Source organism: Companilactobacillus heilongjiangensis (genome assembly GCF_000831645.3).
In the GTDB taxonomy this organism is placed as follows: Bacteria; Bacillota; Bacilli; order Lactobacillales; family Lactobacillaceae; genus Companilactobacillus; species Companilactobacillus heilongjiangensis.
On sequence record NZ_CP012559.1, the window covers coordinates 1,844,746 to 1,867,974 of the forward strand.

A 23,229-nucleotide genomic window follows, 5' to 3' on the forward strand; every position below is an offset into this window, starting at 1 on the left:
AGTTTTCTCATAAAGATTTACAATTTCAATTAATTTTTTTGTTGCTTTAACGTCATGTACACGTAATATTCTTCCCCAGACCGTATCATTATTCCCTCTAGAATAATAGACGACACCAAACGATCATTCACATCCAAATCAAAGAGTTTTCCCATAAAACTTTTTCTAGAAATTGCAATCATTGTTGGATGATTTAATTGAGAAATGATTTTAATTCGAATCATGTCATCTGTCGGATTGCTATGCAATGAAAATCCAATGCCCGGATCAAGGGCTATTTGAGATTTTTTTAAACCAAGAGATGACAATTGATCCAATTTGGAATCAAAATAATTATATAAATCTACAATGTTTTTCCCACCATCTCGTCCATTATTCATTACAATTACACTTGGTTGATATTCACTTATGATTTTTAATTTTTTGATGCTCTCAAACCCATTAATATCATTAATAATATCTACACCATATTTATTAAGTGCATTTTCCATAACAAAAGAACTGTTTGTGTCAATTGATAACACAGTACTTGGAAAATTTTCTTTTACAGCTTTAATAACTGGTTCTACTCTCGTCCATTCCTCATAATCAGATATTTCTAAATGATTCGGACGCGTTGATTTACCGCCAATTTCGATTATAGACGCACCTTCATATAAATCATTTTCTATTTTATCAATAATTTTGTAAGTAGTATCCCGTACTCCCGAATCAAAAAAAGAATCCGGTGTACAATTTATTATTGAACAAATAATAGGCTTATATGTTAAATCAAAGTTGAAACTTCTCCCAGACCAAATAACTTTCTTGTTATTCAAAATAGAGTATAAAGTATCCATTTCATTTTTTGAGAATTTTTTTTTATGACATTCAATCAAAAAACATCTTAATTGATGGATATTTAATTGTAGGAACCAACTATCATTAATTCTATTCATTCGGCAAAATAACTTATTTACAATATAAAACAGGGTTTCAATCTCCTCTTTATTCATACGAGAAAATTGCAAAAGAATTTTTTCAGAATTGCCTTTTTCAACCTCACTAATAAGCATTCACCTAACACTCCTTATATAATTTCTTACTTTATTTACAAGATAAAATGATCCAATAACAAATATAACTTGCTTGTCACCAATATTGTTTGCCATAGCTATATCAATTGCTTCAACAGGATCACTGGTTGTTTTATATTGAGGGATTAGACTACTTTTATCAAAAATGGTTGCAAGTTCGGCAGTGTGCATTGTTCTTACTTTATTTATGGGCTCAGTTAAAATAAATTTTGCTTCGATTTTTGATAGAATTCGACAGCATCCACTAACGTCCTTATCCTTCAAGAATCCAACTATAATAGTTTTTTTAAAGTCTATATATTTGTCATTAACATATTCTTCAAACATTTGAATTCCATCTACATTATGAGCAACATCTACTATAACAAGTGGGCTCTTTTTTACAATTTCAAATCTACCTTTAATTGATAAATTTTGGAAAGCAATATTCAAAAAGTTAGAATCAAATTTCAAATTATTTTGATTACAAAAATTTTGATACCAGGTAAGGACCGTCCTTAAATTTTCCTTTTGATAATTAACGTTTAGTGGGAATAAAAAAGCTTTTTTTTCATCATTTCCTTGAAATGTTACCTTACCATCACAAAAATTTAAATATTTTATTTTTGTTTCAGAGTTTAGTACTCTTGCCTTTTTTAAATTGCATTCTTCTTGAATCTTTAATATTGAAAGTTTCTGCTGGTTAGGAGCTATTATAACAACAGAATTCTTTCTAATTATTTTGATTTTTGTATCGATAATTTCTTCTAGTGTACTTCCTAGCACGTTCATGTGATCCATACCAATTTTAGTAAAAATCGTGAATTCACTTTTAGTAATGGCATTAGTGGCGTCCAGCTCTCCACCCAGTCCACATTCTAAAACAACATAACTACACTCTTGCTCCGCAAAATAAAGGACACCAATTAAAAACAACATCTCAAAATATGAAATATCTTCGGTTATATTTAATTTCTGTAGACATTGGATAATCTTTTTTTCGTAATTTTTGAAAGTGCTTGTATTAATATTTTTACCATCAATCTTGATTCTTTCATTAATACTTTCAATATGCGGACTAGTAAATAATCCTGTTTTATATTTTGATGCAGAGAGTAATGTTGCAATCATTGTACTTGTTGAACCTTTACCATTTGTCCCACAAACATGGATAATTTTATATTGTTGGTCTGGGTTACCCAACAAATTCAAAATGTTTTTTAGTAAACTGATTCTATCACCCTTATCATACAGAAATAGAGGCAATTGACTTGTGAAGAGAATCTCATCCATTTTCAATGCCATCCTATTTATTATTCAAATTTTGTAAGAATTCGTATCTCATTTGAGGATATTTGTCAAACTTACCACTATAAAATGATGTTCTAGTAACACAATTACCTTTTTTTATTCCTCTCATCTCTACACACATGTGACGAGCATCTAATACAACGGCAACTCCTTTAGGATTCAATATTTCATCTAAAATTAAAGCTACATCTCTAGTGATATTCTCTTGAACATTTAATTTTCTCGAAACAAAGTCTACTAAACGGGGGATTTTACTCAATCCAATTATTTTACCATTGTTGGGAATATAGGCTACATGTGCTGTTCCAAAAAATGGTAACATATGGTGTTCACACATTGAATAGAATGGAATATCATTAATCAAAATCATTTGAGAATTATTTGTGGTATTTGCTGTAAAAATTTTATATTCCTCAAACTTCTTTTTTCCTTGTGAAGATAATATTTCTTGATACATCCTAGCAACACGCTTTGGAGTCTCTAGTAATCCCTCCCTTTCTGGATTATCGCCAGTCAATTTGATAATGTTTCTTACGGATTCTTCGATGTTGGTTGTTCTATTTACGGACATAATATCAACTCCATTTTTTTATTTTTTGTTTAGTATCTTTCAATTTTGAAACACATTCTACCAATTGCTTTTTTTTATAAAAATCATTTTCACAAATTTCTAAAAGAGGAACCATTACAAATAATCGGTTTTCTATTTCTTTGTGTGGGATTTGTAAAACATCAGATACAAGGCAATCAACATTAAAGTATAAGATATCCATGTCAATAGTTCTCGGACCCCATCTTAAAACCCGTTTTCTATTCAATCTTTTTTCAATTATGTGAATCTGATCAAGTAATTCCATAGAATCATATTTTGTTGAAACTTTTAAAACCAAATTTAAGAAATCTGATTGTTTTACTTTGCTAACTGGTGAAGTTTCATAAACTGATGAAATTTTTTCAACAAAAATATTATTGTCATTTCTAAGATAGCGTATCGCAGATTTTAGATATTGTTCTCGATTGTCAATGTTACTTCCTAGACTTAAGTAAACTTGATTCATATGATCAACGCCCTCTCATTTCAACTTCCACATTGTCAAAAATCCCATCAATAGGAACTGACAATTTTCTTACATTTACAATTACATCAATAATTTTTTTCTCGTCAACTTTCTTTATTTCGAAAATGATTTTTTGAGCTAATGTTTCAATTAAATCAACTCTACTATTAGAAACTATTTCCGAAATTATTTCATAAAATTGAGAATAGCTGATAGTATCTTCAATCTTGTCTGTAACAACAAACTTATTCATTTCAACCCTCAAATCAATTTCTAAATTTTGACCCATTTTCTTTTCTTCTGCATATTTACCTATATGAGAATGAAATTTCATGTTATTAATTTTTATACAGTACATATTTTTCTCCTAAGACCCAGTAGCTGAATAATGGGTCGCGCTATATTGCCAAAATTTTAAAATAATTAACAAAAATATAATGGATAGGAATGGGACAAAAACAAGCTCTGAGTCTTTTGATTTACCAAATACATATAGAAATGGATAATAATTGATTAAAGCAAACGGAAAGATATAAGTTAAAATAGTTTTCACTCCCTTATTCATAACATCCACAGGATAATGAAGACAGTCTGACCCACTACCCATCAGTAATATTGAAATATTGATTGCATTGACGGTAAAGAATGTTAAAGATCCGAATAGAATATATAAACTTAAAAATAGAGTAATTCCACCAAATGGAATCATAAACAGTGCAACTATTCTAAAAAAGTCCCATTGAATAGAGCTTTTGCGGATTGCCAAGACTAATAATATAATTGATGTAATTAACCGACCTATCCGAGAAATTTCCACACCGCTCCCAAATATTTGCACTAGTAATGGTTGTGGTCGTATTAGATAAATATCCAAGTTTCCTTGTCTAATCAAATCTGACAAGTTATTAATCCCTTTGCCAACAATTTCCGCACAAGTGTAGGAAATATTTACTAGTGCATATACTAATAATTCTTGTGAAAAACTGTAACCTCTGATGGATCCAAGGGATTTAAATAGTAAAAAGAAACCTAAAATAAAAGTCATTTGTGCAATAAATTGTCCCACGATGAGTAAATAAGTAGAAATATTATATTCCAATTGGGATTTAATACTTTTTCTGACTAACATTAAATAAACACTCAAAGTTTATCCCCCCTGTACAATGATGTGTTGGATATTCCTTTTAAGCCATACTTTTCCAAGAACTATAATAAATACTATCCAAATTAATTGATTTATAATCCCCAATAAATTTTCTATGTAATTTGTTTTCTCCGTTAGTAATTGAAGGGGGAACGCTGCTCCATATTTAAAAGGCAATATCCCCAGCACTTTCCTTGCGCTTTCCGGAAATAATGAGAATGGTATAACTAGTCCACTTAAAAATTCCATAATTGATCCAAAAATAAGTAAGGAACCTGTAATAGAGAAAGTATGAAAAACAGAAATATAAACAAGTAGAGATAAAACAGTATTTAATATTAGTGCCAATCCAATGGCCACAATAAAAGCCATTATTTTTTCCTGTGACATCTGTAGTTCCAAGGCGTAAGGTTTAGGAAGAAAGATTACAAGTGGTAATAGGGGAATACTTGAAGCAGTAGCAGTGAATATACGTTGTGCTATTAATCGCATAAACCATGACCAATACAAATCCACTGGTTTCATATATTCACATGCGATATTCCCGGTCTTGATTATGTTATTCAACTCACTGTCAATAATCCAGGCATAAATAAAAGGTGCAAAACAGGTTTGTATCCAAATATAGTTTATTAATTTACTTACTTGATTAATCTGAGAAGAAAAGCCATTGAAAGTCATCATAATTGAAATAGTCAAAAATCCTCTAATCAGATATAGTGGCAAAGAAGATATTAATGAGATTTTGTATTGCCACATCTGTTTGATTCTGTAGATAAAAATACTACTGTACATAAATCCACCTAACATCCTTGTATATTAAATAGTTTGTAACACTAGTTAGTAATTCGTCAGTTTACTAAAGATTAAGCATTTTTCAACTTTTGAAACGATGTATTCAAATGTCTAATTCAGAATAATAACGGGCAATAATCTCATCAATATTAAGAGACCGAATTTGATAATTGTCTATTATTTTTTTCTTAGATATAAACTGAATAAAATCATCAAGACTCCCCATTTCCTTGCTTATCTCAACTCCTATCTCGTTTGCAATTACCGTCATATTATTCGGACGAAATTGCTGTTTAATTTGAGTAGCCACGGAATTAATTTGATCCACTTGGTTAATTTCAAGTCGGATTTTTTTTGTGCTTTTGTACTTATTTTTTATAGCCCTAAACTCTCCATCGAACAACTTACTTCCTTTCCCAATGATAATCACTCTACTTGTTAAGGCTTGAATATCATTCATATCATGAGTTGTTAGAATGACGGTAGTATTTCGTTTCTCATTAACTTTTTTTATGAACTGATGGACAGCTATTTTGGAACGAGCGTCAAGTCCTAATGTCGGTTCATCAAGAAAGAGAATTTCAGGATTATGTAAAAGTGAAACGATAATTTCACAGCGCATTCGTTGTCCTAAACTAAGTAGCCTCACTGGTATCTGCAATAAATCTTCAACATCCATCATCTCAGTCAACTCTGCTAAATTAGTTAAAAACACCTCCTCTGGAATTGAATATAATTTTTTCATCATATAGACTGTGTCAATTACCGGTAAATCCCACATCAAATTGGACCTATTACCGAAAACCACACCAATCCTTTTTACAAATTGCATACGATTTTCCATTGGGTTAACACCCAATACGTAGCATTCTCCACTACTTGGCTTTAAAATACCGGTCATAATCTTAATGGTGGTGGACTTCCCCGCTCCATTTGGTCCAATGTATCCAATAATCTCCCCTTTTTTTATTTGAAAACTAACATTTTTTAATGCTGACTTTATTTCATAATCCCTATTAAAAAAATTAAGAAAAGAATTATTTTGTCTCTTTTTTACCTGATACTCTTTTGAAATATTTGAAAATACAATATCCAATTATCTTTATCCTTTCTTAATATTTGAGACACAAATAGGGCACCTCTAAAAAGAGATGCCCAGGCGGTCGACTATTAAGAACTATATTCCCTTGTAGTTTATTCTACATCCGCCAGTTATATAGTTCTGTTAAAGATTAGCAAAATTCCAAATAACTAACAACAAATTTTGGATGGTTTTTTATATTTTTTCGTATTTTAAATTTTCTGTGGCCTATATAGTTTTTATGGAATATCATCGTACATAAATTAATTCCACTTGGAACTATCTTTATCAAAATATAATTCAGAACGTTCCGTAATCAGAAAGACCACAAGCAAGGACCGTATTCCCATTGATTCCTGTTGCAAACTAACTATAAACTTGATTCAATACCACAACATGGCGTAACGTAGAATTCATATCTATAATTTTTAATCCACTACTTTAGAATAAAGTTAGCACACCTTTATCCTTACATCTTTAATTATGAATTGCCAATTTCAGGAATACAACATTAATGCTTTGTCGAGTTAATAAATTGGGGTACTCGAAAATATCTTAATTACCCTTTTATAGAAATACCCAACTTGGCGATCGTAGATCAACAAACGTTGATGAATTACATGCCGTGGTCACCTACGGTTCAATTAAAGCGCAAATAAATAGGCAACCAGTGATGGTTGCCTATTTGCCGTTCAATTGAATGGTACCTCATAATCCGGCGCTTACGATGCTTCCTACTTTAACAATCAAGTTAGAAATATCTTCCTTTTCTTATAACCAAACTTGAGAAAGAACCCTTTTTGTTTTGGATTCTTTATATAGTCAGTGACTCTAAAATGAGTTCCGCAAGCCATTTTCTTCTGCTCGCTCCACTCTCTACTTTAAATTACTTGCCTTAACCCATTCATTTGTAGCAACTTGATAATAAGTTTCTCCATTAAGAGTCATCTTATTAGCTGTTTGCCATCTTGTAGCAGGTCCTAAAGCACGATCTGTAATTGCTACTCCGTCTTTTGTATAAAGAATAGCAACGCTTGAACCAATTGTTACGACACCCTTTGAAGGTGTGATATTTGAGTTAGCTGTTGTTTCTCCAGCAACAGTAACTGTACTTGCGTCAACCCACTCATTTGTAGCAACTTGATAATAAGTTTTACCATTCAAAACCATCTTACCAGCTGTCTTCCAAGATGTGTTTGGACCCAAGGCACGGCCTGATAATGCTTTACCAGTCTTATCGTACAATGTTGAAACTACTCCACCTGTTGTAACGTTACTTGTAAATGGTGTTACAGCATTTGTTGTATCGTCATTAACGGTAACTGCACTTGCTTCAACCCATTCATTTGTAGCAACTCGGTAGTATGTCTTTCCTTTGATAACTTTTGTTTCGAAAGTCTTCCATGATGAGTTAGCTTTCAAAGTACGACCAGTAATAGCATTGCCTAAACTAGTGTAAAGTTGAGCTGCTTTATCATTAACAGTAACTTCGCCAGTAGCTGCGTCAGCACTCTTTGAAACTGTAACAAATTGTGTGTTGTTATCAGTTTGTAGTGTCAAACTTGTTGTGCTTGCTGTGTAGCCTGTTGGGACTTGGCTTGATGTTAAGTTAACTGCATCGCCAACTTTGTCACTGAAAATTTCTGTACGGCCAACTTCAGTATTATCTGAAGTCTTGAAAATAACTGTATTGAAAACTTTCTTTGTAACAGGAACGTTGTATTCCTTGCCATCAACTAATGTGATAGTTTGTTCAGCATCGTTGACCCAGTTACAGCCAGCTGGTAGATCAGTCAATTTAACTGTATTACCAACACCACCGTTGATAACTTCGGAGTTAACAAGTTTACCATTTTGGTCAACATAGTTAACGTTAACTGAAATCATCTTAGTAACAGTTGCTGTAACAGTAGTGTTATCGTCACCGAAAACATTCTTGTTATTAGTAGGAACTGCATAGCCATCTGGAGCATAATTAATAGCTGCTCCTTTAACACCTTGCAAACTCTTATTAGCAACGTAATTGTTATCTTGGTCAACAAATCTAACATTATTAGTTACATTTGCAGCAGCTTGTGTGGTAGCAGTACCATCAGCGTGAACTGTTGTTGGTGTTGTTGCGACAGCACCAAGGACCATACCTGAAACTAATAGTCCACTGAACAATAATGATGTACTTTTTTTCATAAAAACCCCTCCATCTAAATATAATCATAATAATTGTATAACTATAAATTGATTATTTCGGATATTCAGATGAGGTTTAACACTAATTTAAAATATTACAAAAGTTTCTTGAGTAACCGTAATTATAAAACATCTTTCATATTAACTCTGCCATTCCTTAAATAATTGACTATTACAAATACCATCATTAAAATTCCACTAATTATTAGCAGAACGAATGGTTTGTATACTAAGGCAGTTCCAATAACCGTTCCAATTGGCATAGCTATTTGAGAAGCTCCAAAGACAAATGAAAAAATTCTACCTTGGATATTCTTTGGAATGGATGACTGCATGTAAGTACTCATTGGAATTTCCATTGAGACCAATGACGCCCCCATGATGACTGACACGATGAAAAATATTAATAAATTCATTAAATGAGGTGTCTTTATAATTCCGGTACTTCCAAAGATCATTAATGAAAACGATATACTCAACATTGCAAGCATACTCATTCGAATCGGATTCTTAATATTTTTCACTACTGAGAGAATGAGTCCCGCCAATATGGATCCAACTCCCACCATCGTCTGCTGTAAACCATATTGTCCATTTGTAAATTTCAACACATGCACCATCATGAATGGCAGTGCAATATTCGAAATAGCTAGGAAAATATTTACCCCAACCGACATAACAATGGCATATAGCAAAACCCGATTTTTTTGTAAGATTTCCCATATTTTAATATTATGATTTTCACAAACTTCAGGTTCATTAGTTTCCGTAGTACCAACCGATGCATGAAAATCTATTCCTAATATTAGCAATAACGAAACGACCACTGTTACCAACCTAATTGATACCATGTTGTAAATTCCGAGCAAAGAATATATGGCTGCACCTAGCGCTGGTGAAAATATCTGTGAACATGAAGCTGCTAATCGTTGCAGTGAATTTAATCGTTGAATCTTTTCTTCAGGGACCAGATTAATAACGGACGATTGATACGCTGTCTGCTCAATCAAATTAAAGATGTTTATAAACACGAGCACGACAAGCGTTATTAGAAATTTCATCGACATCGCAATTTTTAGTCGTAGTAAAAGGAAGTAACACATAGTCACTACGAACTCAAATAGATACGACCATTTGAGAATGGTTTTGTGTGACCTTTGATCAATCAAGGTACCTATCTTGCGTGAAAGAAAGAAGGCAATCAATGGTGATATTATTTGTGTCCCAGCAAACCACAATGGAGATGATGATTCTCGCAAAACATACAGGTCAATAGCAAACGAAAACATCCCATTTCCAAAACCAGAAACGAATGATGCCGAAGTTGCCAAATAGATTTGTCTTTTAAATTTATCCATGTGTCGCCTTCTTAAATTAGAATATTATTATAATTGTTCTAATATTACTCTTTGGATAAATATTTATCAATATCCTTTTTGTCCTGTAGTTTCAACTGCTATTTAATTTAATGACATCTTTACGCCACAGTATTTTTTAATTTTGCAAAATGTAAATTAGTTTAAATTTAATAATAAAAAAAGAAACCGAACTAACAACTGTTCAGTTTCTTTTTAGTACCTTTACTTAAATGAATGTTGATTTCAAATTGATCATCACTAAAAACTCTTCGGCTTTTGATAAAAAAATCATAGACTTTCTAGCCTTTTCATTAGTTCTGCATTGTCTTCTATTGCCTTATGAGCTGATTTTAAAATGCTAGGTAAAGCTTGAAGAAAATTGCACTTGTTTCATTCAAATAGCTACAAAATAGGTATAAATGCATATTATTACTTATTAAAAGATTTAGTTATCTTATTTAAATTAGGATAGCGATGCTTATTCTCATCTTTATAAAACGCCGGATTATTCAACTTAAACTTTCCATTTTTTTGAACCCAATAAGTAACTTCAGGATTACTTATGACGAAGAAATTCTTAGTCGTTAAACCATTCTTTTGATACGTCTTCTTCTCGGCTTCACTTTCAGGATGAAACTTATTGAGACCAACAATTATTCTTTGACCAATATTGGACATCGGAATATCGGGGTTACTGAGATAAACTGACGTCTTCGGATTTTCAATGCCAAATTTTGCTCCAACATAATTACCCTCAATCGAAGTCAATTGATATTTGGCTGTACTCAAGCCACCGGAAAATTCAGTTTTAATGGTTCTCCCCTGATAGGCCTTATCACCAGAGATAACTTTTTCAATATAAATAGTCGCCTTAGTTTCAGTTACTAAAGACGGATGTTCCTGTTCCAAATTGACGACTTGAGCTTTGACAACTAGCTTGCTGCCATTCTTAAAATGCGACAGTGTCATATCCTCATCGTTGTAACCCGTCGGAACCTGCGAAATGAATGGTGCGTAACCTTTGTGATCAATATTGACGGCCGATTTTTTCTGCTTATTCCAAACCTTTTGATTTTTTCGAATCGTCTGTTGAAGCTTTTGTTCCTGTTGCTTAGCGTCATTATTTTTGGCACTACAACCTGCTATCAACAGTAAACTCAAGGTCACAATCAGCCAGGATAATTTTTTCATTTTTTCTGTTCGCCTTTTTTGAATTGGTTACCAATATAATACGTAATTGCGGTCATGAAAACTGACATTATGGCAAAAATTATTAGTGACGTCCAATTTGCGTAACTGCCAACTAGTAACATATAGATAAAGAAAACCACGAAATAAATACCCCAAACAATTTTACGTTGATAATTAGTCGTGATTTGGATCAGTGCTAATAGGAAAATCAGCAACACTTCCCATGGAAAATTGTAAAATAGTGGTTGCTTATGCATGGCGTTCATTCCCATCATGATTGCCAACCAAAAAACGACGAATATTAAGAAATTACGGACAACTTTGTTTTTCATAAATCCCCTCTCAAGAAAATTTCTTATTCTAGGTTAACATAAATTATGAAATCACTGCCATGATTGGGGTCAAGATTGGTTACTTTGACTAGATGTTTTCGTGCTTCTTTAAACGTTGAAAATTTGTTATCTATTTTATTGCTGTTACCAAACTAACCTGATACAATATCTTTGTATTAAAAAAGACGACAGACCACTGCAGAAGGCCTGCCGTCACAACTCCACGAAAGTGGTAGCAAGTTAATCAACCAAAAGGATAAGCCAATCGACCGCTAAGTCTAGGATGGCTTATTTTTTTAGCGTCTTTTTGAATCTTTTCTATACCCTGACTAAGTGTGCGAGATCAGACAGCAGTGCCATTAACCACAATTTACTTCAAATTTCACTTCTATTTTATTGCTGTTCTAAAACTAACCTGATACAATATCTTTGTATTAAAAAAGACGACAGACCCATACAGAGGGCCTGTCGCCACAGCTCCACGAAAGTGGTAGCAAGTTAGTCAACCAAAAAAGTAAGCCAACGACCTGCTAAGTCTATGATGGCTTATTTTTTTAGCGTCTTTTTGAATCTTTTCCATGCCCTGACTAAGTGCATAAGATCAGACAATAATCTCGATTGGTTAGTATAAAATAACCTTTCTATTTTATTGCCGTTACCAGACTAACCTGATACAATATCTTTGTATTAAAAAAGACGACAGACCCATACAGGGGGCCTGCCGCCACAACTCCACGAAAGTGGTAGCAAGTTAGTCAACTAAAAAATAAGCCAACGACCCTGGTAAGTCTAAGATGGCTTATTTTTTTAGCGTCTTTTTAAATCTTTTCCATGCCCTGACTAAGTGCGTGAGATCAGACAGCAGTCCATTGGACTGTTTAACGACTGTTCTCAGAACACCTAGCAAAACGATGAGCGCTATCAAATAATACAACAGCTAATCCTTTCTTCCATAAGTTATTAACTATGTTTCCATAGCTTTCACCTCGCTTTACTTGGAATTAGCTACCACCTTCGACAAGTTGCAACCACAGTATGCTGGTTATTACATTTCCTAGCAACAAAATATGGCTGATATATTTCATTATTATGCAGTACTTTTAATCATAAATTTACTGCCAAAATATGTTCCTATTTTATTGCTGTTCTCAAACTCACCTGATACAATATCTTTGTATTAAAAGGACGACAGACCCATACAGAGGGCCTGCCGCCACAACTCCACGAAAGTGGTAGCAAGTTAGTCAACCAAAAAGTAAGCCAATTGACCGGGTAAGTCTAAGATGGCTTATTTTTTTGCGTCTTTTTAAGTATCTTCCCATAATAAATACCTAAACTTTAAAATAAAACAGTCCATCACAAAAACTAGCCTCCGGCTGACGGGGAAAAACAGTCTGCAATGAAGGTGGCGTTATGGCTTTAGCCATTACACCACGGGACGAGTTTTGAAATTCGCGTACTTTGCGAAGTTCAAAATCGAGGTTCGAGACCGCTCTCTGGCTCGGACCGGTCCCCATAGCAGAACTGTTTTTCCCCGGCAACCGGAGGCGGCAAACCCAAAAGCAAAAATAGCTTGCTTCATCCCTCAAAAGATGAAACAAGCTATTATTTTTTTATTCTTTAGAATCAGCCTCAGCTGCTTCTTTATTTTCTTTAGGTTTTTTAACTTTAACCATCCGTTTATTATGCCAAGTCGTCAAACTTATCAAAGCTGACAAGGTCAATGGCAAGATAATAACCAAGATTATTAAACCAAAGATAACGCCTAATGCAACTTGAATCAAAGTTGTAACGCCTGATGGCATCAAAGCTGCGAACGTACCACTCAAAATGATTGCCGCCGAAATGACAACTGTTCCGATTGATGTTGCCGCATTTAGCATCTTGTCTTTCAAATCCGGCATTGGTTCATCTTTAAACCTGATCATCAAGAAGATACTGTAATCAACACCTAACGCCATCAACATGATAAATGTAAAGAACGGCGTATTCCAACTCAACATATTGTCGCCAAGCACTAGTCTTGAGAAGATTCTGGTGATACCGAGTGAAACTTCATATGCTAACAACAAAGTCCCGATAATCGTCAATGGTTGCAAAATTGATTCAGTTACAACTATTAATGCAATTCCGATACCAATAGTCATAATTGTAGCTGTCCGACCAAAGTCACCGTTAGCAAGTGTTCTCAAATCATTATTCTGAGAAGTTTGTCCACCGACTGCTACCTTTGCATGCTTGAGTGGACCATGCTTTAATTTGGCTTTCATATCAGATTGAATCGTCTTCAATTCTTTCGAAGTGGTATCACTATTAGGATCACCCTTGAACACAATAGTTAATGAAGCAATCTTTCGATTATCATTCATGTATGCATCAAGTGCTGGCTTAAAGGCTTTACTCTTAATCGTATCTTTTGGTAGATAGAACGTATCGCCAACGTATGATGTCCGCAATCCATCCAAGTAAGTCTTCATTGTCGTGTTACCTTTTGCCAAAGTATCTAAACCATCATTAGCTGAAGTTAAGCCAGATTCGAGTTCAGTAACTTGAGCTGACATTTGTTTCAATTGTGTATTCATTTGTTGAACGCCACTATTGACTGTCGCTGTTCCACTGGCAACACTTTGACCACCAGAAGTTAAGGTTGAACTGGTTGAAGCTAATCTATTAGTTCCACTGGCTAATGTTGACATGCCTGAAGTCAAACTAGGCATAGAACCTGATAATTGAGAAATACCTGATGAAAGCGCCGTTGATCCAGCACTCAATTGACTGATTGAACTTTGTAATTGAGAAATCTCACCAGCTGCTGCTGTCGTATTTTGTCCAGAAGCCTGCATCAAAGTTAATAATTGTGTAGCTTGACCTGACAAAGCACTAACTTGCGACTGCAACTGTGACATACCAGATGCAAGTTGTGTGGAACTGCTATTCAATGTGGAAACACCACTTGTCAAAGTTGGCAATTGGCTATTGGCACTCTGAACGCCACTGTTGATACTCGAGACACCAGAAGTATATTCATTAATACCGCTGGATAATTGTTGAGCACCACTTTGTAACTCACTCGTACCATTGGCTAACTGTTGAACTTGAGCAGTACTGCCACTAATATTGGCACTCTGCAATTGGGAACTAGCAGAACTCAAACCTGATTTGATTTTCCCTAGTCCCTTAGTCGAAGTCGTCAAACCGTTGGTAATAGTTAGTAATTGATTCTTGAGATACATACTCTTAATTTTATTGCCACCAGGTTCAGTCGCGGAAGTGACCGTCTTAACACCTGGTTCTTTTTGTAAATAAGTTGTCAAGTCATCAATGGCAGCCAATTTAGCTTGGGAAGTCATCTTGGAATTATCCTCAATTTCGACCGTTGCTGGAGCTGACATACCTTTACTGAAGTGCTTTTGAATAATCTGATAACCGGCTTTTGCTTGATAACTATCTGGCACTTCGTCAGCGTTATTAAAATTCAAAGTTGAATTCTGGTTGATGAAAAATGGCACTGCACAGACAGCAATGATACCAAGCATGACAACCGGATATGCTAAGGCTGATCTTGATAAGCCATACCAAATCCGACTCTTGCCACCACCAGCACTGACTTTGCTAGGCCAAAACATTTTCTCACCTAACGTTTGCATAAAGAACATGTTGAGCGTCAACAAAACTGCGAGTAGCACCAAAATACCAATGGCGACACCAACGGCACTTTGATAGAACGAAAACTTAGCTAAAGCAAGGACTGAGAATCCGATGAAGACTGACAAGCCACTGTAAAGAATCGTCCGTCCACCGTGAATTTGGGCATCATGTGAAGCCTCTTTAGCCGAAAGTCCCCGCGCCAACGCTCCTTTGAAGTAGTTATAAAGTAAAATATTGTAATCCGTACCAATACCAAACAACACTACGACCAAGAAAACTTGAGTAAAGTTGGAAATTGGAAAGTTAACTTTTTGTGCAAGATTCATAACGATACTCAATGAAGTAACAAACGCTACCCCAACGTTAAGTAAGGAAATCAGTGGCACGATTGGCGAACGGAAGACAATGATCAAAACGATGAAAATGAAAATCACCGCAATAACTTCAGTCTTTTGAATCCCCTTTTCAGTTACAGTTGAAAAGGCATCATTTAACGCATCGACACCAGTCACATAAGTATGAATCCCAGAAACATCCAATTGTTTCTGCAATTCTTTGACCTGCTGCCCAACGTAATTGTTCTTCTTAACAGTTACCTGAGCTAGTTGCGTCGTCTTATCCTTAGCAATCAGCTGCTTTTTAGTTTCAGCATTATCGCTGGGACCCATGACATTCTTAATCTTGAGTAATTTCTTATTATCCAATTCATTTAATTTGTCATCTATTCTGTCTGACTGCGATGACGAAAGTTTGCCACCACTGTCATTCTTGAAAACGACTGTATAAGTTCGAACTGCCTTATTACCATTGGCTTTCTTTTCAATATTGGAAGCCTTCTGACTTTCGGCATAACTAGGTAAAGTGAAATTTCCCTTATTTCTGACCAGCTGCGATACATTAGGCATAGCCACAAGTGCAACGACGACCACAATGATCCAACCAATCAAAGCTGCAATATATCTGCTCAGCTTCTTTTGCATAACTCTATCTCCTTACATGAATATCACATAATTACTTTCTGAAAATACTGTGACAATCATAAATTTAATGAATTATTTATACAAGAGACAATTTCTGTATATCAGCCTATATTTAGACATATATTTGAATATGCAAAATATTGGACACATAATATTTTAAGTAAAGCGGTTACACTATGCTAGAATATTGTTAAGGTTTCCGGTAGTCAGAAAGTATTTTCTAACTATATATATGTTTTTGGGGAGAATTATAAAATGAAGATTGATGTCACTAACCACCTGACACTTGGTGCTAAACGTACGCTCAAAGCCTTTCGAGTTGCTATGTTTGAATCCTTGGCAGAACAAGAATTTGATAAGATAACTGTTAACGATATTTGCCAAAAGAGTGAATACCCTCGGGCCACTTTCTATAATTATTTCGATGATAAACTGGATCTATTGGAATATCTCTGGTCATACATCGGTCGTGATATCTTGAAACAACTTCCAAGTGTCGCTAAAAATGAAGATGGTTTGATTGAAACATTTAATTTGTTACTGGATTTCTTCCATGAACATATTCCACTATTGGAAAAAATCAAACTAAACAATGGCGTTGATTCGCATCTTTGGCATAATACCTCGCATTATTTGAAACATGAGGCTAATAGAATTATTGTGGAAAACGCCTTGCCCAGTACATCTGAACGTGTGCCTGCTAAATTGTTAGCTCGATTTTATAGTGATTTGATTGTTGTGATGTTGGAATGGTGCTTGTTCGAACAGCCTGATATTAGTAAAGTTGAGGCTGACCAGTACTTAACTACGCTGTTGCATGGTGGATTATAATTTGGGATTTAAAAAGAGACTTGCAAAATTGCAAGTCTCTTTATTTCGTGAACAATAATTAATTGCTACAACGTCAAAAATACCAGTAAAGCTATAAACAAAAATAAAAATGATGGTAATAAATATTTACCGCCTTTCAATGCAAGTTGATTAGCATTTATAAACTTTGAAAGCTTTTCCTGAACTTCTGGATCAGAAACCTTCTTCAAAGAATTTTGAGTTTCTAACTTTGTTTCCAAAACACGACGATAAAAAATCATTATCAAGATATCTGCCACTATTCCAACAAGCGCGGCAATAACCGTAATTGTACTATCCATATAGGAAATAAGAGTATATAGACTAACGAGCAAACCTGTCAGACTGATAATTAAAATAATATATCCGAACAAAAATACCCGACTGTTCTGCTTATTTCGTTTATACTCTTTAGGATATTCCTGAGCTAAAATAATCGACATTTTCCAAATTTCAATATCACCAATATTTTTACGCAACTTGTTAGACTTACGATTACTCCTAAATCCGATAATATACATCGGAATAGCAATAATCACTAATAAACTGCCAAGGATAATCTTAAAAAGAGTCATATTTTCCCCCACTTAACTTCTTATTTAATCAACCTATTGTCTTAATATTGCAAAGTTGTAAGTTAGTTTCATCTTTCCACACTAACGTCCAAATTTCTTTAAAACGTTCGATATTTGTATCTTCCTGAATCTGCTGATTATAACTCTCGGGCTTATTATCATACTGAAAATAGTCCCGCGCTTGGGCTGTCACAATAACCTGAACTTTTTCATCCGATGATGTAACGACTTGCTCCAAATCAATTATTACCAATCCATCAAGGTGATCTATTTTATGACCACGAATATACCCATTGATAATTCTCTTTTGTTTCGCGTAATAGTACGGTGACATCAGTGTTTTCAAAGTTTCCAAATCATTTTTAGTCCAAGCATCCTCCACCTTATAGAAAAAAGGTTCAAAGTGAGTATTCAATTCTGGAGTAAGTGCATCATATGTTTCAGGGATTTTATAATTTTCTCGACGATTACGCCTGTAAAAATGAAAAAAAGAAAGTCCTGAAAATCCAATTAAAGCAGCATCCACTAATGAGAAACGATTTCTCCCAAAGCCGCCGTAACCACGGTATCCGCGATAATTATCATAGTTGTCACTTGAATTGCTACTAGTACTGCTGCTTCCTGTAGAGCTGCCACCCATACTTCCGCCAGCTCGAGCAAATGTCCTCGTGGGAGTAATGATAAATAGAAATGATAAGCTCATAATTGCCATAATAAGTGTCATTTTTTTCAAAATTCAGTCCTCAATCTATATCAAAGTTGCTCTTAATTTACTGTACAGCAAACTAAAAATTTTAGTTGGCATTAAAAGCAATTAAATAATCATTTTAAAATTAAACGTCTCAAAAAGGCCTGCAAAAAAGTTGCGGGTCTTTTCCGAATTTTAAATATAACACAGACTAAACAATCAGAAGTATACATTATACCCAATTGACACTTGAACTCTCTGGCGGAATAAAAAAAAGAGACCTACATCTCTGCAAAGTCTCTTTAAAAAAGATTACTTGTTCAAGTATTCTTCAACAAGCTTCTTGTTATCTTCATTAGTAATTGATTCGTTAACAGCACGATCAGCCAATGTAGCTAGATCCTTAGTACTCAACTTCTTCATCAAACTTCTTACACGAAGTACTGATGTAGCACTCATTGAGTATTCATCTAGACCCATGCTCAATAGCAATGGAAGCATAGTGTTGTCACCTGCGGCTTCACCACACATGCCGGCCCATTTGCCTTCTTTATGAGCTGATTCAATAACGTGCTTGATCAATCTCAAGATTGAAGGGTTATATGGTTGGTATAGGTATGAAACGTGTTCATTACCACGGTCAGCAGCCATAGTGTATTGAATCAAATCGTTAGTACCAATACTGAAGAAGTCAACTTCTTTAGCGAATTGGTCTGCAAGAACAGCAGCGGCTGGAACTTCCATCATCATTCCTAATTGAATGTCGTCAGAAACCTTAACACCGTCTTTAACTAACTTAGCCTTTTCTTCTTCAAAGACCTTCTTAGCATCTCTAAATTCTTGCAAAGTACCGATCATTGGGAACATGATACGTAAGTTACCAAAAGCTGATGCACGTAGCAAAGCTCTTAGTTGAGTTCTGAAGATTTCTTGTCTATCCAAACTGATACGGATAGCACGGTAGCCCAAGAATGGGTTCATTTCTTCAGGAAGTGGTAAGTATGGCAAATGCTTGTCACCACCGATATCCATAGTACGGACAACGACTGACTTACCTTTCATGCCTTCAAGAACCTTCTTGTAGGCCTTGAATTGATCTTCTTCGGTTGGAAGGCTTTCTGATTGCATGTACAAGAATTCTGTACGGTACAAACCAACACCTTCGGCACCATTATCAAGAACACCTTGGAGATCATCAGGTGTACCGATATTAGCTGCAATATCAAAGTGCTTGCCATCAGCAGTAACTGAAGGTTCGTTCTTTAATTTTTCCCATTCTGCTTTTTCGTCAGCAAAATTCTTAGCTAATTCGCTGTAATGTTTGATGTCATCTTCAGAAGGATCAACAATAGCAGCACCGTTTAAACCATCAACGATAACCTTTTGTCCTTCTTTAACATCGGTTGTAATTGTATCAGTACCAACAACAGCTGGTAGTTCTAGAGAACGTGCCATAATAGCTGAGTGGGCTGTACGACCACCGATATCAGTAACAAATCCCTTAACATAACTGTTCAATTGAGCTGTGTCACTTGGTGTCAAATCGTGCGCAACAATAACGACATCGTGGTCGATTAATGCTGGGTTTGGAAGTGATACGCCAAGCAAGTGGGCCATAACACGTTTTGTAACATCACGTACATCGGCTGCTCTCTCTTGCATGTATGGGTTGTCTGTCATTCCTTCAAAAATGGCAATGAAGTTTTCTGAGATGTCGTGCAATGCTTGTTCAGCATTAACATTCTTATCTTTAACTTCTTGTTCAACTGCACCTGTAAATTCTGGATCAGCCAAAATCATCTTGTGAGCATCAAAGACTTGAGCTTCTTCTTCACCTAGAGATTCCTTAGCGATATCTCTGATCTTAGTTAGTTCATCATCTGATGTTGAAATAGCATCCTTAAGACGACTGACTTCTGCATCAGCATCTGAAATACTTTTCTTTGTGAAAGACAAATCTGGTTGAACTAAAAGGTATGCTTCAGCAGTAGCGATACCATCACTGGCTGCAATTCCCTTAATAGTTTTAACCATTATTCTGCCAAACCTTCTTTTGTCATAGTATCAGCAATAGCAGCAACTGCATCAGCAGCATCGTCACCATCAGCTGTAATTGTAACGTCAGCACCTTGGCCAACACCGAGTGACATAACACCCATGATTGACTTCAAGTTTACTGATTTACCTGAGAATTCGATATTGATATCTGAGCTAAATTTACTTGCGGCTTGTACCAACATAGTAGCTGGACGTGCGTGGATTCCTGTTTCTGCAATAATGTGAAATTCTTTCTTTTCCATAATAAATACCTCACCATATAATTATAAAATTCTGTAGCTGTACTACAAATATTCACTAATTAATTTACCATTATCTTCAAATTTTCACAAGGGCTTTGCATAAAAAACCTTGAGATAAGTCAAGTGTGATAAGACGTTTAACGCTTACAACACTAGAGCCTGAAAGCGTTTATATTATCATCCTTTTTCACATAAATTTGAAAAAAATTTATTTTCTACTATTAACTTAATAATTTTTAAAAAAATCCAAGACTTAGCACTTGCATTACTCGAGTGCTAATTATATACTACCGTTGTATCCTTTGATAAAGGAAAGGTGGGGTGCGAATGTTATGTCAGAATTGTCATAAAAATGAAGCAACAATTCATCTATATACGAGTGTTAATGGTCAACGGACGGAAATCAATCTCTGCCAAGACTGTTATCAAAAGTTAAGAAATCAAGCTAACGAAGGTATGAATAATATGGCACAAAATCCAAACGGTGGATTTTCTAGTTTCGAAGACTTGTTCAACGCTTTGAATGGCGCACAACAACCTGATGCTTTCGAGCAACAAGGTCCTCAAACTCAAACAGGCAATGGCGGCGGTAATAATGGCCGTAAACCTCGTGGGAATGGAGTCTTAGATCAATATGGTGTCGATCTTACTGCCCTTGCTAAAAAAGGACAAATCGACCCTGTAATTGGTCGTGACAAGGAAATCAGTCGAGTAATTGAAATTTTAAATAGAAGAACTAAAAACAACCCTGTCTTAATTGGTGAAGCAGGTGTTGGTAAAACAGCCGTTGTCGAAGGTCTTGCACAAAAGATTGTCGACGGCGATGTCCCTGAAAAGTTGCAACACAAACGAGTCGTAAGACTTGATGTTGTCTCACTTGTTCAAGGCACTGGTGTCCGTGGTCAATTCGAACAAAGAATGCAACAATTGATCAACGAATTACAAAAACAAACTGATATCATCCTATTTATTGATGAAATTCATGAAATTGTTGGTGCTGGTAATGCTGAAGGCGGCATGGATGCGGGTAACGTTTTGAAACCTGCCCTAGCCCGTGGCGAACTTCAACTTGTCGGTGCAACTACTTTAAATGAATATCGTACAATTGAAAAGGATTCAGCTTTGGAGCGTCGTCTCCAACCCGTTCAAGTTAACGAGCCTACGGTTGACGAAACTGTTCAAATCCTAAAGGGTCTTCAACCTAAATATGAAGATTATCACCATGTAAAATATTCTAATGAAGCTATCACAGCAGCAGCTGAATTATCAGCTCGTTACATTCAAGACAGATTCTTGCCTGATAAGGCCATTGATTTGATTGATGAAGCTGGTTCAAAGAAGAACTTGCAAATCAACCACGTCGATATGGAAGACTTAGATAACAAGATTTCAGACGCTGAAGTCCAAAAGCAAGCTGCCCTTCGTAATGAAGATTACGAAAAAGCTGCCTACTATCGTGATCAAGTTTCTAAGTTCCAAGATATGAAGAACAGCAACAAAGATGAACCTGCTGGTCAAAATATCGTAACTGATAAAGAAATCGAAAATATTATTGAAGAAAAAACTAACATTCCAGTTGGTGAACTTCAATCTAATGAACAATCTCAATTGAAGAATTTGGAACCAGATTTGAAGAGTCACATTATTGGTCAAGACAAGGCCGTTGCTGACGTTGCCAAAGCTATTCGTCGTAACAGAGTCGGCTTTAACAAGTCAGGTCGTCCAATCGGTTCCTTCCTATTCGTAGGACCTACTGGTGTTGGTAAAACTGAGCTTGCTAAACAACTTGCCCGTGAACTATTCGGTTCCGAAGATTCAATGATTCGTTTCGACATGTCTGAGTACATGGAGAAACATTCAGTTTCTAAGTTAATCGGTTCGCCTCCAGGGTATGTTGGTTACGAAGAAGCCGGTCAATTGACTGAAAAAGTTCGTCGTAATCCATATAGTTTGATTTTGCTAGACGAAATCGAAAAGGCTCACCCAGATGTTATGCATATGTTCTTGCAGATTCTCGATGATGGCCGTTTGACGGACTCTCAAGGTAGAACTGTTAGTTTCAAAGATACTATCATCATCATGACTTCTAACGCCGGACAAGGCATGCAAGAAGCAAATGTCGGATTCGGCGCTGAATCAGCTGGTACAACTAACTCAGTTATGAACCGTTTGTCAGAATTCTTTAAACCAGAGTTCTTGAACAGATTCGATGGTATCGTTGAATTCAATTCACTAACAAAAGATAACCTATTAAAGATTGTCGATCTCATGTTGGCTGATACTAACAAGATGATTGCCGATCAAGGTCTAAGCATTCATGTAACAAAGGATGCTAAGAATAAATTAGTAGATTTGGGCTACAATCCCAAGATGGGTGCTCGTCCACTCCGTCGTGTGATTGAAGAACAAATTGAAGATAAAGTTGCTGACTATTACTTGGATCATGCCAAGGATAAGCAACTAGAAGCACATCTTGATAAAGATGAAATTAAAATTTCTAAGTATAGTGCACCTGATACTGAAGAGTAGTTAATCTACCAAATTTAGTGGTGCTGAAGATAAAAGCTCGATCAAGTCCTGAGGGATTTCTGGTCGAGCTTTTTTGTTGTTTTGCCGTCTCCAGAGATGCGAGCATTCACCTGCTATGCGGACCGATTCGAGCCACAGTACGGTCTCG

Annotated in this window: 17 protein-coding genes, 1 pseudogene and 1 riboswitch; of the genes and pseudogenes, 2 read left to right on the forward strand and 16 right to left on the reverse strand. The window is 35.3% G+C overall.

Annotation, left to right across the window (positions count from 1 at the left end; genetic code table 11):
- Positions 1-29: 29 nt before the first annotated feature.
- The 12 genes and pseudogenes from folP to JP39_RS08445 all read right to left on the reverse strand — a co-directional run bounded on the left by folP (position 30) and on the right by JP39_RS08445 (position 16,140).
- A complete protein-coding gene (gene folP / locus JP39_RS08390) occupies positions 30-1,055 on the reverse strand; it encodes a dihydropteroate synthase (RefSeq protein WP_053856741.1) in 1,026 nt (341 codons plus the stop codon).
- Positions 1,056-2,348 (reverse strand): bifunctional folylpolyglutamate synthase/dihydrofolate synthase, encoded by a 1,293-nt coding sequence (locus JP39_RS08395; protein ID WP_041500507.1) that lies wholly within the window; start codon positions 2,346-2,348, stop codon positions 1,056-1,058.
- A 13-nt stretch (positions 2,349-2,361) separates the two neighbouring features.
- A pseudogene (gene folE, locus JP39_RS12870) lies at positions 2,362-3,424 on the reverse strand (GTP cyclohydrolase I FolE).
- A gap of 4 nt (positions 3,425-3,428) precedes the next feature.
- The gene (gene folB / locus JP39_RS08405) at positions 3,429-3,782 is read right to left on the reverse strand and encodes a dihydroneopterin aldolase (protein WP_041500506.1); all 354 of its coding nucleotides are present in this window, start codon (positions 3,780-3,782) and stop codon (positions 3,429-3,431) included.
- Positions 3,783-3,791: 9 nt separating this feature from the next.
- Positions 3,792-4,568, reverse strand: a complete 777-nt coding sequence (locus JP39_RS08410; protein WP_041500504.1) for an ABC transporter permease — start codon at positions 4,566-4,568, stop codon at positions 3,792-3,794.
- Positions 4,569-4,571: 3 nt separating this feature from the next.
- Complete coding sequence (locus JP39_RS08415) at positions 4,572-5,363, reverse strand: ABC transporter permease (protein WP_041500503.1); 792 nt, start codon at positions 5,361-5,363, stop codon at positions 4,572-4,574.
- A 103-nt stretch (positions 5,364-5,466) separates the two neighbouring features.
- Positions 5,467-6,459, reverse strand: coding sequence for an ABC transporter ATP-binding protein (locus tag JP39_RS08420; protein ID WP_053085031.1), 993 nt, complete (start codon positions 6,457-6,459; stop codon positions 5,467-5,469).
- Between the two features lie 50 nt (positions 6,460-6,509).
- Positions 6,510-6,589: riboswitch (ZMP/ZTP riboswitch) on the reverse strand.
- Between the two features lie 731 nt (positions 6,590-7,320).
- Positions 7,321-8,631, reverse strand: a complete 1,311-nt coding sequence (locus JP39_RS08425; RefSeq protein ID WP_041500502.1) for an SLAP domain-containing protein — start codon at positions 8,629-8,631, stop codon at positions 7,321-7,323.
- Between the two features lie 122 nt (positions 8,632-8,753).
- On the reverse strand, positions 8,754-9,989 hold the full coding sequence (locus JP39_RS08430) for an MFS transporter (RefSeq protein ID WP_041500501.1): 1,236 nt from the start codon (positions 9,987-9,989) through the stop codon (positions 8,754-8,756).
- A gap of 429 nt (positions 9,990-10,418) precedes the next feature.
- Positions 10,419-11,180, reverse strand: a complete 762-nt coding sequence (locus JP39_RS08435; RefSeq protein ID WP_041500500.1) for a hypothetical protein — start codon at positions 11,178-11,180, stop codon at positions 10,419-10,421.
- Complete coding sequence (locus tag JP39_RS08440; RefSeq protein WP_041500499.1) at positions 11,177-11,512, reverse strand: hypothetical protein; 336 nt, start codon at positions 11,510-11,512, stop codon at positions 11,177-11,179. Before JP39_RS08440 ends, JP39_RS08435 begins: the two co-directional genes overlap by 4 nt.
- Positions 11,513-13,125: 1,613 nt before the next feature.
- Complete coding sequence (locus JP39_RS08445) at positions 13,126-16,140, reverse strand: MMPL family transporter (RefSeq protein WP_041500498.1); 3,015 nt, start codon at positions 16,138-16,140, stop codon at positions 13,126-13,128.
- A 255-nt stretch (positions 16,141-16,395) separates the two neighbouring features.
- Here JP39_RS08445 and JP39_RS08450 point away from each other — a divergent pair, with 255 nt between their 5' ends.
- On the forward strand, positions 16,396-16,971 hold the full coding sequence (locus JP39_RS08450) for a TetR/AcrR family transcriptional regulator (protein ID WP_041500497.1): 576 nt from the start codon (positions 16,396-16,398) through the stop codon (positions 16,969-16,971).
- A gap of 65 nt (positions 16,972-17,036) precedes the next feature.
- Here the strand turns inward: JP39_RS08450 and JP39_RS08455 are convergent, their stop codons facing one another.
- From JP39_RS08455 to JP39_RS08470, 4 genes are all read right to left on the reverse strand, one after another.
- Positions 17,037-17,564, reverse strand: coding sequence for a hypothetical protein (locus tag JP39_RS08455; RefSeq protein ID WP_041500496.1), 528 nt, complete (start codon positions 17,562-17,564; stop codon positions 17,037-17,039).
- 28 nt (positions 17,565-17,592) lie between these two features.
- Entirely contained in the window at positions 17,593-18,297 is a 705-nt protein-coding gene (locus JP39_RS08460) for a Tim44 domain-containing protein (RefSeq protein WP_041500495.1), read from the reverse strand.
- A gap of 267 nt (positions 18,298-18,564) precedes the next feature.
- Positions 18,565-20,286: a phosphoenolpyruvate--protein phosphotransferase gene (gene ptsP, locus JP39_RS08465; protein ID WP_041500493.1), complete on the reverse strand. Its 1,722-nt coding sequence runs from the start codon at positions 20,284-20,286 to the stop codon at positions 18,565-18,567.
- Positions 20,286-20,552 carry a phosphocarrier protein HPr gene (locus tag JP39_RS08470; RefSeq protein ID WP_041500491.1) on the reverse strand — a complete coding sequence of 89 codons (267 nt, stop codon included), beginning with the start codon at positions 20,550-20,552 and terminating at the stop codon, positions 20,286-20,288. The genes ptsP and JP39_RS08470 overlap by 1 nt, the downstream gene beginning before the upstream one ends.
- A 327-nt stretch (positions 20,553-20,879) precedes the next feature.
- On the opposite strand from JP39_RS08470, the gene JP39_RS08475 reads away from it, so the two are divergent.
- Entirely contained in the window at positions 20,880-23,081 is a 2,202-nt protein-coding gene (locus JP39_RS08475; protein WP_048698703.1) for an ATP-dependent Clp protease ATP-binding subunit, read from the forward strand.
- Positions 23,082-23,229 lie beyond the last annotated feature (148 nt).

What these genes read in the sequence shown, in the direction of transcription:
- folP (WP_053856741.1), bottom strand. Translation starts at nt 1,055, where the DNA reads ATGCTTATTAGTGAGGTTGAAAAAGGCAATTCTGAAAAAATTCTTTTG.
- JP39_RS08395 (WP_041500507.1), bottom strand. Translation starts at nt 2,348, where the DNA reads ATGGATGAGATTCTCTTCACAAGTCAATTGCCTCTATTTCTGTATGAT.
- folB (WP_041500506.1), bottom strand. Translation starts at nt 3,782, where the DNA reads ATGTACTGTATAAAAATTAATAACATGAAATTTCATTCTCATATAGGT.
- JP39_RS08415 (WP_041500503.1), bottom strand. Translation starts at nt 5,363, where the DNA reads ATGTACAGTAGTATTTTTATCTACAGAATCAAACAGATGTGGCAATAC.
- JP39_RS08425 (WP_041500502.1), bottom strand. Translation starts at nt 8,631, where the DNA reads ATGAAAAAAAGTACATCATTATTGTTCAGTGGACTATTAGTTTCAGGT.
- JP39_RS08430 (WP_041500501.1), bottom strand. Translation starts at nt 9,989, where the DNA reads ATGGATAAATTTAAAAGACAAATCTATTTGGCAACTTCGGCATCATTC.
- JP39_RS08435 (WP_041500500.1), bottom strand. Translation starts at nt 11,180, where the DNA reads ATGAAAAAATTATCCTGGCTGATTGTGACCTTGAGTTTACTGTTGATA.
- JP39_RS08440 (WP_041500499.1), bottom strand. Translation starts at nt 11,512, where the DNA reads ATGAAAAACAAAGTTGTCCGTAATTTCTTAATATTCGTCGTTTTTTGG.
- JP39_RS08445 (WP_041500498.1), bottom strand. Translation starts at nt 16,140, where the DNA reads ATGCAAAAGAAGCTGAGCAGATATATTGCAGCTTTGATTGGTTGGATC.
- JP39_RS08450 (WP_041500497.1), top strand. Translation starts at nt 16,396, where the DNA reads ATGAAGATTGATGTCACTAACCACCTGACACTTGGTGCTAAACGTACG.
- JP39_RS08455 (WP_041500496.1), bottom strand. Translation starts at nt 17,564, where the DNA reads ATGACTCTTTTTAAGATTATCCTTGGCAGTTTATTAGTGATTATTGCT.
- ptsP (WP_041500493.1), bottom strand. Translation starts at nt 20,286, where the DNA reads ATGGTTAAAACTATTAAGGGAATTGCAGCCAGTGATGGTATCGCTACT.
- JP39_RS08470 (WP_041500491.1), bottom strand. Translation starts at nt 20,552, where the DNA reads ATGGAAAAGAAAGAATTTCACATTATTGCAGAAACAGGAATCCACGCA.
- JP39_RS08475 (WP_048698703.1), top strand. Translation starts at nt 20,880, where the DNA reads ATGTTATGTCAGAATTGTCATAAAAATGAAGCAACAATTCATCTATAT.